Source organism: Streptomyces sp. Tu 3180 (assembly GCF_009852415.1).
Classification (GTDB): Bacteria; Actinomycetota; Actinomycetes; order Streptomycetales; family Streptomycetaceae; genus Streptomyces.
Genome location: NZ_WOXS01000002.1, coordinates 7,134,533 through 7,149,772 on the forward strand (window position 1 = coordinate 7,134,533; position 15,240 = coordinate 7,149,772).

Annotated in this window: 12 protein-coding genes; 10 read left to right on the forward strand and 2 right to left on the reverse strand. The window is 73.1% G+C overall.

Annotation, left to right across the window (positions count from 1 at the left end):
• Positions 1 to 423: 423 nt before the first annotated feature.
• Together GL259_RS32555 and GL259_RS32560 are read right to left on the reverse strand one after the other, a co-directional pair.
• Entirely contained in the window at positions 424 to 2,400 is a 1,977-nt protein-coding gene (locus GL259_RS32555) for an FAD/NAD(P)-binding protein (RefSeq protein WP_159536847.1), read from the reverse strand.
• Positions 2,397 to 3,398, reverse strand: coding sequence for an amino acid ABC transporter permease (locus GL259_RS32560; RefSeq protein WP_243762452.1), 1,002 nt, complete (start codon positions 3,396 to 3,398; stop codon positions 2,397 to 2,399). The genes GL259_RS32555 and GL259_RS32560 overlap by 4 nt, the downstream gene beginning before the upstream one ends.
• Positions 3,399 to 4,016: 618 nt before the next feature.
• On the opposite strand from GL259_RS32560, the gene GL259_RS32565 reads away from it, so the two are divergent.
• The 10 genes from GL259_RS32565 (at position 4,017) to GL259_RS32610 (ending at position 14,943) form a co-directional block, all read left to right on the forward strand.
• Positions 4,017 to 5,144 (forward strand): LLM class flavin-dependent oxidoreductase, encoded by a 1,128-nt coding sequence (locus tag GL259_RS32565; protein ID WP_159536849.1) that lies wholly within the window; start codon positions 4,017 to 4,019, stop codon positions 5,142 to 5,144.
• Complete coding sequence (locus tag GL259_RS32570; RefSeq protein WP_159536850.1) at positions 5,141 to 5,677, forward strand: GNAT family N-acetyltransferase; 537 nt, start codon at positions 5,141 to 5,143, stop codon at positions 5,675 to 5,677. The genes GL259_RS32565 and GL259_RS32570 overlap by 4 nt, the downstream gene beginning before the upstream one ends.
• The gene (locus tag GL259_RS32575) at positions 5,674 to 6,627 is read left to right on the forward strand and encodes an ABC transporter substrate-binding protein (protein ID WP_159536851.1); all 954 of its coding nucleotides are present in this window, start codon (positions 5,674 to 5,676) and stop codon (positions 6,625 to 6,627) included. Before GL259_RS32570 ends, GL259_RS32575 begins: the two co-directional genes overlap by 4 nt.
• Before the next feature lie 40 nt (positions 6,628 to 6,667).
• Complete coding sequence (locus tag GL259_RS32580) at positions 6,668 to 7,699, forward strand: amino acid ABC transporter permease (RefSeq protein WP_159536852.1); 1,032 nt, start codon at positions 6,668 to 6,670, stop codon at positions 7,697 to 7,699.
• Positions 7,696 to 8,460 carry an amino acid ABC transporter ATP-binding protein gene (locus GL259_RS32585; protein ID WP_159536853.1) on the forward strand — a complete coding sequence of 255 codons (765 nt, stop codon included), beginning with the start codon at positions 7,696 to 7,698 and terminating at the stop codon, positions 8,458 to 8,460. Before GL259_RS32580 ends, GL259_RS32585 begins: the two co-directional genes overlap by 4 nt.
• Before the next feature lie 53 nt (positions 8,461 to 8,513).
• The gene (locus GL259_RS32590) at positions 8,514 to 9,494 is read left to right on the forward strand and encodes an ABC transporter substrate-binding protein (RefSeq protein WP_159536854.1); all 981 of its coding nucleotides are present in this window, start codon (positions 8,514 to 8,516) and stop codon (positions 9,492 to 9,494) included.
• A gap of 286 nt (positions 9,495 to 9,780) precedes the next feature.
• Entirely contained in the window at positions 9,781 to 10,989 is a 1,209-nt protein-coding gene (locus tag GL259_RS32595; RefSeq protein ID WP_159536855.1) for an LLM class flavin-dependent oxidoreductase, read from the forward strand.
• A gap of 19 nt (positions 10,990 to 11,008) precedes the next feature.
• Complete coding sequence (locus GL259_RS32600; RefSeq protein ID WP_159536856.1) at positions 11,009 to 12,382, forward strand: NtaA/DmoA family FMN-dependent monooxygenase; 1,374 nt, start codon at positions 11,009 to 11,011, stop codon at positions 12,380 to 12,382.
• Complete coding sequence (locus GL259_RS32605; protein WP_159536857.1) at positions 12,379 to 13,470, forward strand: LLM class flavin-dependent oxidoreductase; 1,092 nt, start codon at positions 12,379 to 12,381, stop codon at positions 13,468 to 13,470. The genes GL259_RS32600 and GL259_RS32605 overlap by 4 nt, the downstream gene beginning before the upstream one ends.
• Before the next feature lie 231 nt (positions 13,471 to 13,701).
• Positions 13,702 to 14,943 (forward strand): vanadium-dependent haloperoxidase, encoded by a 1,242-nt coding sequence (locus tag GL259_RS32610; RefSeq protein WP_159536858.1) that lies wholly within the window; start codon positions 13,702 to 13,704, stop codon positions 14,941 to 14,943.
• Positions 14,944 to 15,240 lie beyond the last annotated feature (297 nt).

Below are 15,240 nucleotides of genomic sequence, written 5' to 3' on the forward strand. Positions count from 1 at the left end.
CCGGCACCTCCGGCGCCAGCCGGACGGGTCCGGGTCCGTCCGCCCCGGCGGCGTGGCGTGCGGCGCCGCCCGCCGGGTGAAGGCGGGGCGCGCCGGGACGTGACCGGTCGTTCGGAGCGGCCCGGGCCGCAAGTGCCGTGGTCATGGGGGGTGTCCCTCGGGAGGGTGTCGGTCCGTCAGGCGCGGTGGGCGGATCCGCCCGACCGCCCGGGAAGGGAGGGCGGAGCGACACGGGCGAACGCGCGGGCCGTGTGCCTCACGGCTCACGCCTGACGGCGGGCGGCGCCGGCGACGTGACCGAAGTCGACATGCCGGCGGCGAACGAGTCGTTGCTTCCCGGGGGACATGTTCATCATGCTGCGCATTTCTGCTGTACACAGTCAAGGTTTCCCTAGTAATTCGATAGGAAAAGTAGGGAAGTTCTTACACTCTGAGAGGCCGCCCGTCCCCGGGAGGCGTCGCCGTCCCGGTCCCGACGGCGCTCAGGGCGCGCAGGAGCCCGCGGGCCACCGCGTCGTTCTGGCGGAAGGCCGGGGCGTCGGTGCGCGGGCGGGCGAAGGCGGCGACGGCCCGGCTGTTGGTGGGGGCGCCGAGGGCGATGCGGCGGGGGTGGGGGCCGCCCAGGGCGGGGTCGACGAGGTGGCCGTCGGCGGGGGAGACGGTCAGGAGACCGGAGCGGTGGGTGTGGGCGGGGTCGGCGATGACCTCCTCGGCGAGCGCGCCCTCCCGGTACAGGCCGCGCAGGAGCGGGTCCTCGGTGCGGGCCAGGGAAGGACCGGGCAGGTACGCCTCGATCAGGGCCGTGGCGTGGACGGTGCGGCGGGGGACGGTGGGGCTGGTCGCGGTGAACGTGCCCGTGGCTTCGTCGGTGCCGATCCGGATGCCGGCGCCGACGAAGCGGACGACGCCGGCCCGTGACAGCGCGAGGAGCTGGCGCAGACGGAAGCCGGGCGGGCCGGAGGCGAGGAAGCTGAAGAAGCCGTGCCACCAGCCGTCGAGGTCGTCGGCGACGGAGCGGGCGGTGAGACGACCGGAGGCGACGAGGCGGGGCAGCTGGCCGTAGACGGAGAGCAGGGCGAGGAACGCGCCGAGGTCGGCGCTGAACCCCGGGTCCTCGCGGCGGGCGACGTCCTGGGCGATGTGGTCGAGCAGGTGGTCCCGGAAGGCGTCCGGTGTGGGGAAGGACAGGCCGTCCAGCGGGCGGTCGAGGGCCTCGAGGTCCAGTCGGTCCGCCGGGTCGGGCACGGCCTCGGTGACGAGGGCGGCCATGTCGTCCGAGTACCAGTCGAGGCGGTCGTAGGCGGCGGCGAAGTCGGACCAGGCCAGGGCCGTGCGGTCGGGGTGCGCGTGGAACAGCTCGTGGTAGTGGCCGAATCCGATCTCCTTGGCCATCAGCGGCCACACGTCGCGGCGCAGGTCCAGCGGGCGGGCCCCGGCGAGCAGGGCGTCGACCGCTTCGGGCCCGAAGTGGCGCGGCAGGGCGGGCCGGGGACCCCGGAGCCGGTAGCGGGTCTTGGAGTGGTACGGCACCCCGCGCCGCGACCCGACGTGCAGGACGGGCTCACGGCCGGACGGGAGGTAGGTGAGCGTGCCGTCGGCCTCGGTGCGGTACGTGCCGCCGCGACCCTCGGTGAGCAGCACCATCAGGTCGATGAAGGCCAGCCCGAAGCCGCGCACGACGACCTGTTCGCCGGGGCGCAGCCCGGACAGGTCGGCGTCGGCGGAGAACTCGGGCGGGAGGTGGAAGCGGCCGTGGCGGCGGGCGAACGCGGCGTGGTCGCGGTGCTCGGCGGCGGGGGTGGAGCCGATGTGCCCCTGGGCGAGGACCACCAGGTCGGCGGTGAGCGGGGTGGGGCGGCCGGCCAGGTGCACCCGCTGCGGACCGTCCGGGGGGCCGGTGACGGCGGTCGCGGTGGCGCGGTGCCACTCGACGGTGACGGAGGGCGGCAGTTCGGCCAGCACCCGGCGGAACACCCAGTCCAGGTAGGCGCTCTGGGCGCGGCGGGTGGGGAAGTCGGTCCCGCTCAGGGTGCGCAGTTCGGCGAGTACGCGGGGGTCGGCGGGCTCGGCGAACGGCGCGTGGCGCGGGCCCCGGCCGGAGAACTGGGCGGCCCACTCGGCCAGGGAAGGACCCGGCCGCACCGGGCCCTCGATCGTGGCGGACTCGTCGGTGAACATGGTGACGTCCTCGGCCATGGAGTTCATCCGCAGCAGCGGTGACTGCTCGTGCCGCCAGACCCGGCCCGGGCCGGGCGGGTGCGGGTCCACCAGGTGGATGTGCAACCGGTGGGCGTCGTCCCACAGTTCGGGGGCGTTGGCCGCCATGCGCTCCAGCAGGCCGGTGGCCCGCGGGCCCGCACCGACGACGACCAGGACGGCCGTGGAGGGGGTGCCGCTCACCGGTCACCGCCGGTCGCGGGGCGGGCGTCGGGGGCCGTCGCCGCGCTCAGCCGGGTGCGTGCGGCGGAGAGCCGGCCGCGCAGCCGCTGCAGCGGGGTGGGCGGGAGCGTGCGGGAGTCGCCGCGGGCGTAGTACCGCTCGACGTAGTACTGACCCGCGCTGAGCACGCTGGTGACCGCGACGTACCAGAGCGTGGCGACCATCAGCAACGGAATGACCTGGTAGGTCTGGTTGTAGATCAGCTGCACCGAGTACAGCAGGTCGTGCACGGCCAGCACGCTGACGATGCTGGTGCCCTTGAGGGTGCCGATCAGCATGTTCCCGGCGGTCGGCACGATGGAGCGCATCGCCTGCGGGATGACGACGCGGCGCAGGGTGCGGCGTCCGCTCAGGCCGAGCGCCTGGGCCGCCTCGGTCTGACCGGGGTCGACGGAGAGGATGCCGCCGCGCACCACCTCGGCGGCGTAGGCACTCTCGTGCAGGGTCAGGCCGATGACGGCGGTGAGGGTGGGGCCGAGCAGGTTGACCGTCTCGACGGTGACGAACTCCGGTCCGAACGGGACGCCGAGCCCGAGTGCCGGGTACAGGGCGCCGATGTTGAACCAGAACAGCAGCTGCACCAGCAGCGGTGTGGACCGGAAGATCCACACGTAGCCCCAGCTCAGCGTGCGCAGCACCGGATTGCCCGACAGCCGCATCACCGCCAGCACGGTGCCGAGCAGGAAACCGAGCACCATCACCGCACCGGTCAGCCACAGGGTGAGCAGCAGCCCGTCGAGGACGGCGGCGGTGGTGAAGTGGCGCCCCACCACGTCCCACCGGAAAGCCCGGTTGTGGACGACGGAGTTGAGCACCATCGCGAACACCAGCAGTGCGGCGGCAGCGGTGGCCCAGCGGCCGATGTGCCGGCGCGGCACGATCCGCGGCAGGTCGGGGTCGGTGGTGTCCGCGCGCTCCGGGAGTTTCCCGGCGGGGGCGGACGTGACGTCGGAAGGCATGACCATCGGGAGGCTCTCCGGGGGAGGGAATCGCAGGCGTGGGTGACCATCCGGTGGCACCCGCGGGGAGCGCAGCGGCACAGGCGCTGCGCGGGGCGGTGCGGCCGGGGTGGGGCGTCGTCACGTGCGCCGCGTCCCTCAACGCGGCCGGAGGGGCTGCCGCGCGGGCGGAGCCGTTCCGTCGTCGATCGTATGTGCCCACGGCGTGGATGTGTCAACAACGCGGAGGAGGCCCGGAGAAGACGGTCCGGCATCCGGGCGCTGCTTGACGGGACGCGGGATGTCCTGCTCAATGGTCCGCATGGATGCCCAGCAGCGCTTGGTCTCGCGCGACCACATCGACTTCGGTCGGGTGTGGTCCGCGGCGTGTTGCGCCTGACTCGGCAGCGGGCCGTCTGACCGGCCCTTCCCTCCTTCGGTGACCCCGTCGCGGGCCGAACCCTCCCCTTGCGCGCGCTGCCGCACCGCTGTTTCCCCCGACGCCCGGCGTCGTCACGCCTGTACCGGACCGTCGATCTGACGGTCCGTCACCACACCTCGCCTGTCACCGCACCGTTCGCGAGCACGGCCGTCGATCCGTGTCCGCGTGCCGCCGCATTCCCTGAAAGGCCATCACCCATGCCCGTGGAGTTCCTCGGCATCGCCGCCACCAACGACGGCTCCGAAACCACGCCCCGCTCCGGCGCCGCCTTCGACAAGGAGTACACGCTCCGTCTCGCCCGGGCCCACGAGGACCACGGCTGGGACCGGGTGCTGTTCGCCTACGGTTCCGGGTCGCCGGACCCCGCGCCGGCCGCCGCGTACGTCGCGAGCAGGCTGGACCGCCTGCAGATCCTGCTCGCCCACCGGCCCAACGTCTCGTACCCCACCTTCGCCGCGAAGACCTTCGCCACCCTCGACCGGATCAGCGAGGGCCGGCTGACCGTGCACTTCATCACCGGCGGCAACGACCACGAGCAGGCCCGCGAGGGCGACACCCTCCCCAAGGACGAGCGCTACGCCCGCACCCGCGAGTACATCCGGATCGTCAAGAAGATCTGGACCACCCACGAGCCCTTCGACCACGAGGGCGAGCACTACCGCTTCCACGACTTCGTCAGCGACGTCTTCCCGGTCCAACAGCCCCGCCCGCAGGTGTCGTTCGGCGGCTCGTCCCCCGCCGCGTACGAGGCCGGCGGCGCCGAGGCCGACATCTACTGCCTGTGGGGCGAGCCCCTGGCCAGGACCGCCGAGCAGATCGAGAACGTGAAGGCCGCCGCGAAGGCCGCGGGCCGCACCGACGTGCCCCGCATCCAGGTCGCCTTCCGCCCGATCATCGCCCCGACCGAGGAACTGGCCTGGGAGAAGGCCCACCGCACCCTCGGCGCCATCCGGGAACGGCGCGAGGCGGGGCTCGTACGGCACCACCGCAGCGGCGCTCCGGAGAACACCGGTTCCCAGCGGCTGATCGCCATCGCCGAGGCGGGCGAGCGCTACGACCGCGCCCTGTGGACCCCGACCGCCGCCGCCACCGGCGGCGCGGGCAACTCCAACGCCCTGGTCGGCACCCCGGAGACGGTGGCCCGGGCGCTCCTCGACTACTACGACCTCGGCGTCGACATCCTCTCCGCCCGCGGCTACGACCTGCTGGACGACGCCGTCGACTTCGGCCGCCACGTGATCCCGATCGTCCGCGAGGAGGTCGCCAGGCGCGACGCCGAACGCCTGGCACGCGGTACGCGCAGCCTCGCGGCGGTGGGCGAATGACGTCCGCGGCTCAAGCGCCGGGCAGGAAAACGGATCTGACGGTCGTTCACGTACCGGTGTCCGACCCGCGTGTGAGACCCCTGCTCCGCGAACTCGGCCACGAGTACTCCACGCGCTACGGCAAGGACGCACACGCCGAGATCTCCCGCTACCCCGACGAGGAGTTCACCCCGCGGTACGGCGGCCTGCTCCTGCTGCTGCTGGAGCGCGGCGAACCCGTCGCGGGCGGTGCCTTCCGCCGCTACGACGCGACCACGGCCGAGCTGAAACGGATCTGGACGCACTCCGCGCACCGGCGGCGCGGCCTCGCGCGACGCGTGGTCGCCGAGCTGGAGCGCGAGGCGAGCATCCGCGGCTACCGGCGGATCCACCTGACCACCGGTCCCCGCCAGCCGGAAGCCCGCGGCCTGTACCTGGCCACCGGGTACACCCCGCTGTTCGACACGCAGGCCGACCCGGAGTCCATCGGCCCGCTGCCGTTCGAGAAGCACCTCGCCGTCACGACGTCCACCGGAAAGGCCACCGACCTGTGAATCCGCCCGGAATCAGAAGGCGCCTGCGCGGCGCCGCCCTCCTCGCGCTGCTGCCGCTGGCGCTGACCGCCTGCGGCTCCGGTGACACCGACGGCACGGCGGCGGTGGGCGCCCAGGGCTCCCCCGCGCCGACCGACGACCCGGTCGCCGCCGTACGGAAGGTGGACTCCGTCGCCGCCCTGCTGCCGGCCGACGTCCGCGAGGCGGGCACGCTGCGCGTCGGAAGCTCCATCGGGTTCCCGCCCGGGGCGTACTACCCGAACGGCGCGGACAAGGCCCCCGCGGGCCAGGACATCGACCTCGCCGACGCGGTGGCCAAGGTCCTCGGCGTCCGGCTGGAGCGGCAGGACGCGTCCTTCGAGACGATCCTGCCCGCCCTCGGCAGCGGCAAGTACGACGTCGGCACCGGCAACTTCGGCGTCACCACCGAGCGCCTGAAGACCATCGACTTCGTCACCTACATCAACGACGGCCAGGGTTTCGCGGTGAGGAAGGGCGACACCACCCTCACCACGAAGGTCACCGACCTCACCCGGCTGTGCGGCCTGACCATCGGCACCGGCGCCGGCACCACCTTCGAGGCGACCCTCACCGCGCAGAAGGGCGTGTGCGCCGAGGCGGGCAGGAAGCCGTACGACGTGAAGGTCTACTCGGAGAACGCGGCGACCCTCACCGCGCTCCAGCAGGGCCGTATCGACGTGATCATGTCGACCATCAACGGGCTGCGCCACCAGGCGGCCCAGCCCGCGTCCCGGACCACCTTCCTCGGCGAGTACCACCGCCTCGACGTCGGCTTCGCCTTCAAGAAGGGCTCCCCGCTCACCAAGGCCTTCCAGGCCGCCGTCAACGAGCTGATCGAGGACGGCACCTACGCCCGGATCCTCAGGAAGTGGGGCACCAGCGCCTCGGCGATCGAGACGTCGCGCATCAACCCGCGCGAGCACACATGAGACCCGCCCGAGCACCCGAGAGCTGAGCAGGAACATCACGATGGCATCCACCACCGACGCCGCACCGCCCGGCGCGGCCTCCGCGGGCACCCGCCCCGGCGCCCCGCCCGCCCCCGACGGCCCGGCCTCCCTCGAGGTCGTCCCCGCCCGCCACTACGCCCGCTGGACGGCCGCCGCAGCCGTGATCGTGCTGGGCGCCCAGTTCGTGCACGGCCTGGCCACCAACCCGGTCTGGGAGTGGGGCGTCTTCCGCTCCTACGTCCTGTCCGAGACGATCGTCCAGGCGGTGTGGGTGACCCTCCAGCTCACCGCCTACGCCACCGTCCTCGGCTTCCTCCTGGGCACCGTGCTCGCCTTCATGCGGCTGTCGCGCAGCCCGGTGCTGCAGACCGTCGCCTGGACCTACGTCTGGATCTTCCGGTCCGTCCCGATGATCGTCCAGCTGGTGTTCTGGTTCAACCTGAGCGCCCTGTACGAGGAACTGGGAGTCGGCATCCCCTTCGGGCCGGTGTTCTGGTCCGTCGACAGCAACAGCCTCATCGGCACCATCGGCGCCGCGATCATCGGGCTGACGCTCCACCAGGCCGCGTACGCGGCCGAGATCGTCCGAGGGGGCGTCATCGCCGTCGACCACGGACAGCTGGAGGCCGCCGCGGCGCTGGGCATCCCCCGTCTGCGGCAGATCCGCAGGATCGTGCTGCCGCAGGCCATGCGCGCCATCCTGCCCACCGCCGGCAACGAGATCATCGGCCTGCTCAAGGGCACCTCGGTGGTCTACGTGATGTCCATCGGCGAGCTGTTCTACCAGGTGCAGGTGATCTACGGCCGCAACGGCCGGGTGATCCCGCTGCTGCTGGTCGCCACCGCCTGGTACGTGGTGCTGACCTCCCTGCTGTCGGTCGCCCAGTACTACGTCGAACGCCGCTACGCCCGCGGCGCCGACCGCACGCCGCCGCCCACCCCCCTCCAGCGCGCCCGGCGCCTCGTGCGCACCCTGCGCGCGGAGGCGGCCCGGCGCCACCGCCCCGTCGCCGCCCTGAAGACCCCCGGACCCTTGGGAGACAGCCGATGAGTGAGGTGATGGTGGACGTCCACGGCGTCCACAAGAGTTTCGGCCCGCTGGAGGTGCTGCGCGGCGTCGACCTCCGGGTCCGCGCCGGCGAGGTCACCGTCGTCCTGGGTCCGTCCGGCTCCGGCAAGTCCACGCTGCTGCGCACCATCAACCACCTGGAGAAGGTCGACCGCGGCTGGGTCAGCATCGACGGCGAACTCATCGGCTACCGCCGCTCCGGAAGCAGGCTGCACGAGCTGAAGGAGAAGGACGTCCTGAAGCAGCGCACCCACATCGGGTTCGTCTTCCAGAACTTCAACCTCTTCCCCCACCTGACCGTGCTGGAGAACCTGGTCGAGGCGCCCGTCTCCGCACTGCGCCGCCCGCGCGGCCAGGCGCAGGAGACCGCCCGCCGGCTTCTCGGCCGTGTCGGTCTCGCCGACAAGGCCGACGCCTACCCGCGGCAGCTCTCGGGCGGCCAGCAGCAGCGCGTGGCCATCGCCCGCGCGCTCGCCCTCGAACCGAAGGTGCTGCTCTTCGACGAGCCCACCTCGGCGCTCGACCCGGAACTGGTCGGCGAGGTCCTCGACGTCATCAAGGACCTGGCCCGCACCGGCACCACCATGATCGTCGTCACCCACGAGATCGGCTTCGCCCGCGAGGTCGCCGACACCGTGGTGTTCATGGACGGCGGCGTCGTCGTGGAGCAGGGTCCGCCCGCGGCCGTCCTGGACGCCCCGCGGCACGAGCGCACCCGCGCCTTCCTCTCCAAGGTCCTCTGAACCCGGCATCCGGCCGGACCCCCTCCCCGCCCTCCGACGCAAGGAGCACCACTGTGTCCACCTCGACCACCCGCCGCGCCACCGCCGCACTCGGACTCACCGCGGCCCTCGCCCTCGCCGCGTGCGGCAACCCCTCCGACGGCGGCACGACCGAGGTCGCGGCCGCGTCGGGCGGCAGGACGAAGATCAACCTGAGCCCGGACCAGGACCGCGTCACCACCGCCGAGGTCGACTCCATCGCGGCCAAGGTCCCGAAGGCGATCCGGGAGAGAGGCACCCTGGAGATCGTCGACTCCTCCGGCTCCGCGGCGCCGCTGACCTTCCACGCCACCGACAACAGGACCGTCATCGGCGTCGAGCCCGACATCGCCTTCCTGGTCGCCGACGTGCTCGGCCTCGAGCCGCACATCAACACGGTCTCCTGGGAGAACATCTTCGTCGGTCTCGACAGCGCCAAGTACGACGTCGGCTTCAGCAACATCACCGTCACCGAGGAACGCAAGGAGAAGTACGACTTCGCCACCTACCGCGAGGACAACCTGGGCTTCGAGGCGAAGAAGGGCAGCGGGCTGAAGGTCACCGGCCCCGAGGACGTGGCGGGCAGGACCGTCGCCGTGAGCAGCGGAACCAACCAGGAGAAGCTGCTCATCGAATGGAGCAAGGAGAACGAGAAGGCCGGCCGGAAGCCGGTGGACATCAAGTACTACCAGAACGACAGCGACACCTACCTCGCTCTCCAGTCCGGCCGGATCGACCTCTACCTCGGCCCCAACCCCACCGCCGCCTACCACGCGGCCACCACCGGGAAGACGGAGGTCGTCGGCACGTACTCCGGCGCCGGCTCCACCCTCCAGGGCCTCATCGCGGCCACCACCAAGAAGGACAGCGGACTGGTCGAACCGCTCGCCGACGCGCTCAACCACGTGATCGAGAACGGCACGTACGCGAAGGTGCTGGAGCGCTGGGGCCTGTCCGACGAGGCCGTGACCAAGTCCGAGATCAACCCGCCCGGACTGCCCAGGACCGGCCGGTAGCCGGCCGGGGGCGCGGAGGAGCACGGCTCCGCGCCCCCACCGGACCCGAACCCGCACCCGCGAGGTGCGACCGTCCCGGACCGCCTTCGACCCTCGAGGCGATGCCGAGGCCCCCCGCACCCCGAACCCGCGCCGCCCCGTCCGCCCCCGCTCCCGGCCGCACACCGATCCGCAGCGCGTGGCCGGCGCGCTCCGTCGTTCCCGACCCGTCGGCTCACCGCCGCCGCGCCCACGCCCCGGACGAGCCGGCGATCCGCACGGACGGACCTCCAGGAAGGCATCCCTCGTGTTCTCGACTCCCCCCGGTCACCTGCACCTCGCCGTCGCCCTCGACGGCACCGGCTGGCACCCGGCCTCCTGGCGCGAGCCGGTGGCCCGCCCCCGGGACCTGTTCACCGCCGCCTACTGGACCGACCTCGTCACCGAGGCGGAGCGCGGCCTGCTCGACTTCGTCACCGTCGAGGACGGACTCGGCCCGCAGTCCTCCCGCTTCCTGGACCCGGACGACCGCACCGACCAGGTACGCGGCCGTCTCGACGCCGTCCTCGTCGCCTCCCGCGTCGCGCCGCTGACCCGGCACATAGGTCTGGTGCCGACGGTGGTCGCCACCCACACCGAGCCGTTCCACATCTCCAAGGCGATCGCCACCCTTGACCACGTCAGCACCGGCCGCGCGGGCCTGCGCGTGCAGATCACCGCGCGCCCGAACGAGGCCGCGCACTTCGGCCGCCGCACCGTCCCGCGCATCGACGCCCACGACAGCCCGGCGGCCCGGCAGGCGGTGACCGACCTGTTCGACGAAGCCGCCGATTACGTGGAGGTCGTGCGCCGTCTCTGGGACAGCTGGGAGGACGACGCCGAGATCCGCGACGCCGCCACCGGCCGCTTCATCGACCGCGGCAAGCTGCACCACATCGACTTCGAGGGCAGGCACTTCAGCGTCAAGGGCCCCTCCGTCACGCCCCGCCCGCCGCAGGGCCAGCCGCTCGTCACCGCCCTCGCCCACGACACCCTCCCGTACCGGCTCGTGGCCCGCGCCGCCGACATCGGTTACGTCACCCCGCACGACGCCGACGAGGCCCGCGCCGTCGTGGCCCGGATCCGCGCCGAGCAGGAAGCGGCGGGGCGAGCCGCCGAACCCCTGCACGTCTTCGGCGACCTGGTGGTCTTCCTCGACGAGGACCCGGCCACCGCGACGGCACGCAGGGAACGGCTCGACGCGCTCGCGGGACAGCCGTACACGAGTGACGCCCCGGTCTTCACCGGGACACCGTCCCGACTGGCCGACCTGCTCGTGGAGTGGCACGGCGCCGGTCTCACCGGCTTCCGGCTGCGTCCCGCCGTCGCCGGACACGACCTCCCGGCGATCACCCGGGGGCTGGTCCCCGAACTCCGGCGCCGGGGCGTCTTCCGCCGCGCCTACGAGGCCGGCTCCCTGCGCGGCCTGCTGGGCCTGCCCCGCCCCGCCAACCGCTTCGCCGCCGCCACCGCCTGAGCCGAGGGACGCCACGACCATGAGCAAGCCGCTGAAGCAGGTCCACCTGGCCGCCCACTTCCCCGGCGTCAACAACACCACCGTGTGGAGCGACCCGCGGGCCGGCAGCCACATCGAGTTCAGCTCCTTCGTGCACTTCGCGCGGACCGCCGAACGCGCCAGGTTCGACTTCCTGTTCCTCGCCGAGGGGCTGCGGCTGCGCGAACAGGGCGGGAGGATCTACGACCTGGACGTCGTCGGCCGCCCCGACACCTTCACCGTCCTCGCCGCGCTCGCCGCCGTCACCGAGCACCTGGGCCTGGCCGGCACCATCAACTCCACCTTCAACGAGCCCTACGAGGTGGCCCGGCAGTTCGCCAGCCTCGACCACCTCTCCGGCGGCCGCTCCGCCTGGAACGTCGTCACCTCCTGGGACGCCTTCACCGGCGAGAACTTCCGCCGCGGCGGCTTCCTGCCGCAGGAGGAGCGCTACTCCCGCGCCAAGGAGTTCCTCGCGACGGCGAACGAACTCTTCGACTCCTGGCGCGGCGACGAGATCCTCGCCGACCAGGAGACCGGCACCTTCCTGCGGGACGCCCAGGCCGGCGCCTTCGCGCACACGGGCCGGCACTTCGACATCCACGGCCGGTTCAACGTCCCGCGCTCCCCGCAGGGCCGCCCGGTCGTCTTCCAGGCCGGCGACTCCGACGAGGGCCGCGAGTTCGCCGCCGCCGAGGCGGACGCCGTCTTCAGCCGGCACGGCACCCTCGAGGCGGGCCGGGCCTTCTGCACCGACGTGAAGTCCCGCCTGGCCAAGTACGGCCGCCGCCCCGACCAGCTGCTCGTCCTGCCCGCCGCGACCTTCGCCCTCGCCGACACCGACGCCGAGGCCGAGGAACTCGCCCGCGAGGTGCGCCGCCGGCAGGTCAGCGGGGCCACCGCCCTCCGGCACCTGGAGTTCGTCTGGAACCGGGACCTGTCGGCGTACGACCCCGACGGGCCGCTGCCCGACATCGACCCGCATGTCGGCGACGACCACCTCTCCAAGGGCCGCGCCCAGGTGCGCATGTACCGGGACCCACTGGCGACCGCCCGCGAGTGGCGGGAGCTGGCCGCCGCCAACAAGTGGTCCATCCGCGACCTGGTCATCAACACCGGCAACCGGCAGAACTTCGTCGGCTCCCCGGCCACCGTCGCGAAGGCGGTCGACGACCTGGTCCAGGCCGACGCCTGCGACGGCTTCATCCTCGTCCCGCACCTCACCCCGGGCGGCCTGGACGAGTTCGCCGACAAGGTCGTCCCGCTGCTGCAGGAGCGGGGCGTCTTCCGCACGGAGTACGAGGGCACGACCCTGCGCGACCACCTCGGCCTGGCGCGTCCGGACGGCCCGCGCAGCGAGCGGGCGGCGTCGTGAAGTTCCTCGCCGTCACGCTGATCGCGCACCACCCGGACCCGGTCACCGGCGTGCGCAAGCCGACCCGTGAGCGCTTCCGCGAGGTCGTCGACAGCGCCCTGCTCGCCGAGGAACTGGGCTTCGACGGCTTCGGCGTGGGGGAGCGGCACGAACGGCCGTTCCTCTCCTCCGCGCCGACCGTGGTGCTGAGCCACGTGGCCGCGCTGACGACACGCATCCGCCTCTTCACCGCGGTGACGACCCTGAGCCTGCTCGACCCGGTGCGCGCCTACGAGGACTACGCCACCCTCGACCACCTCTCCGGGGGCCGGCTGGACCTGATCATCGGCAAGGGCAACGGCACCGCCCAGCGCGAACTGTTCCACGTCACGCCCGAGGAGCAGTGGGAGCGCAACGCCGAGCACTACGAGGTGTTCCGGAGGCTCTGGAGGCAGGACAAGGTGACCGCGGCGACCCGTTTCCGGCCGCCGCTGACGGACGCGGAGGTGTGGCCGCGGCCGTACCAGCAGCCCGTCCGGGTGTGGCACGGCAGCGCCACCAGCAAGGAGTCGGTCGACCTGGCCGCCCGCCACGGCGACCCGCTGTTCTCCGCGAACGTCACCCATCCCGTCGAGCCGTACGCCGAGCTGATCCGCCACTACCGCGAACGCTGGGAGCACTACGGCCACGACCCGGCCGGCATCGCGGTCGGGGCCGGCACGGCGGGCATCTGCGTGGCACCGACATCCCAGGAGGCACTGGCCGCGTACCGGCCGGTCTTCGACGCCGGTCTGGCCTTCTCCAGGCAGGCGGGCCTCCCCGTGGTCTTCGAGACCCTGGAGGACTTCGTGGAACGCGGCTCCGCTCTGATCGGCAGCCCGCAGCAGGTCATCGAGAAGGTGCGCCGCTACCACGAACGGCTCGGGCACACCGTGCTCCACGTGCACGCCGACGCGGGAGGGCTGACGCAGGCCCGGCACCGGGACTCCCTCGAGCTGTTCCAGTCCGAAGTCGCCCCGGTGCTGCGCCGCGAGATCCCGGACCCGCCGTTCGCATGGGGACCCGTACTCCCGGCGCCACCGCTCACCCCGGAGTCCGCCCGTGCCTGACACCCCCCGGGCACCCTCGGCCCCGTCCCGGTCCCGGCCGCCTCGATTTCCCCCGCCGCTTTCCGCCGCGCCCGGTGTGGTGACCCACGGAGCACCGGCGGCTCCGACAACATGCTGCCCTGGCCGCTCGGCGGCTTCGGCCTCTTCACCGGCCGGGCGGTGCCGGTCCCGCGTGCGCGCGGCCCGTTCCGCGCCGCCCTCACCGACCCCGCCGGAACCGAAGGAGAACGTATGAGTCCGTTCAGAACCCGCCCCACCCTGGTCGCCCTGGGCGCGACGGCGCTGCTGACCGCGTCCGTCGCCGTACCCCGGGCCACCGCGGCCGACCGCACCACCACGGCGCTCACCTGGTACGACGTGACGGCCGAGACCGTCGCGGCCGCCGGGGCGCCCACCCAGATCACCAACAACCGTATCTGGGCCGTCAGCTGGCTGGCAGCGGCCCGGGCCACCCGCGGCGTGCCGGCGGGTGTGGAGCGCGGCGCCTACCAGGAGGCGGCGCTCGCGGCGGCCGTGCACCGCGCACTGGTGGCGCTGGCACCGAGCCGTACCGAGCAGCTCGACGCGACGTACGAGGAGACCCTCGACGCGATCCCCGACGGCCCCGCGGAGGAGCGCGGCGTCGTGGCAGGGGAGCGACAGGCGGACCTCGTCCTCGAATCGAGGGAAGGCGACGGCCTCGACCCCGCCTCCGTCAACGCGCCCGCTCCGGTACGCCCGGCGGCGCCCGGCGTGTGGCAGCCGACACCACCCGCCTACGCCCCCGCGGCGCAGTACGGCAACCGCCTCGCCGAGCCGTTCGTGCTCACGACGCAGAGCCAGTTCCGGCTCGGCCCGCCGCCCGCCCTGGACTCCAGGCGCTACGCCGCCGACCTCGAGGAGGTGCGGGCGTACGGTGCCGCGGACAGCACGGTGCGCAGCGCCCACCAGACCGAGACCGCCGCCTTCTGGCTCGGCTCCTCCCTCACCCTCTACACCGAGCCGCTGCGCGTGGCGCTCTCGCGCACCGACCGGGGAGTCGCCGGGCAGGCGCGCCTGGTCGCGCTCTTCCACGTGGCGCTGGTGGACACGCAGATCGCGACCTCCGACACCAAGTACGCCTACGAGCGCTGGCGCCCCGTGACGGCGATCCGCACCGGCGCCATCGACCCCGACCCGGACTGGACACCACTGCACACCACCCCCGCGCATCCGGACTACCCGAGCGGTCACAACACCTACTCGGGCGCGGCGGAGACCGTGTTGTCGGCGCTCGTGGGGCCGCCTACCGCCCCGTTCGACCTGACCAGCCCGACCGCCCCCGGAGTGACCAGGACGTACACCACGTGGAAGCGACTCTCGGACGAGAACGTCGACGCCCGGGTCTTCTCCGGCATCCACACCCGCTCGGCCGACGAGGCCGGGATCGCACTCGGCGAGAACGTCGCCCGGTACGTCCTGCGGAACGCGGGACGTCTCCTGGCCGCGCGGTAGGACCGGCGTCACGGCGGGACGCGATCACGGCGCCCGCGCGGCACGGGCCCTGACGTCCGCGCCCGGGTCCGGGCCCGCGGCGGCCGGGGCCTCCGCGACGGCGACGCGCATCCGCTCGAACGCCTCGAGCGCCGGCGACAGCCGGGCGCCGGACCCGGTGGGGCCACGCAGTCGTTCACGAGGCGCCGCGGCCCGTGCTCGACCCGGGGCCGCGGCGGACCGCCGTGGGCGCGGCGGTCACGGCCGCGGCCCGCGTGGAAAGTGCCGCGGGCCGCAAGACCCCGGTGGGGAGCCGGT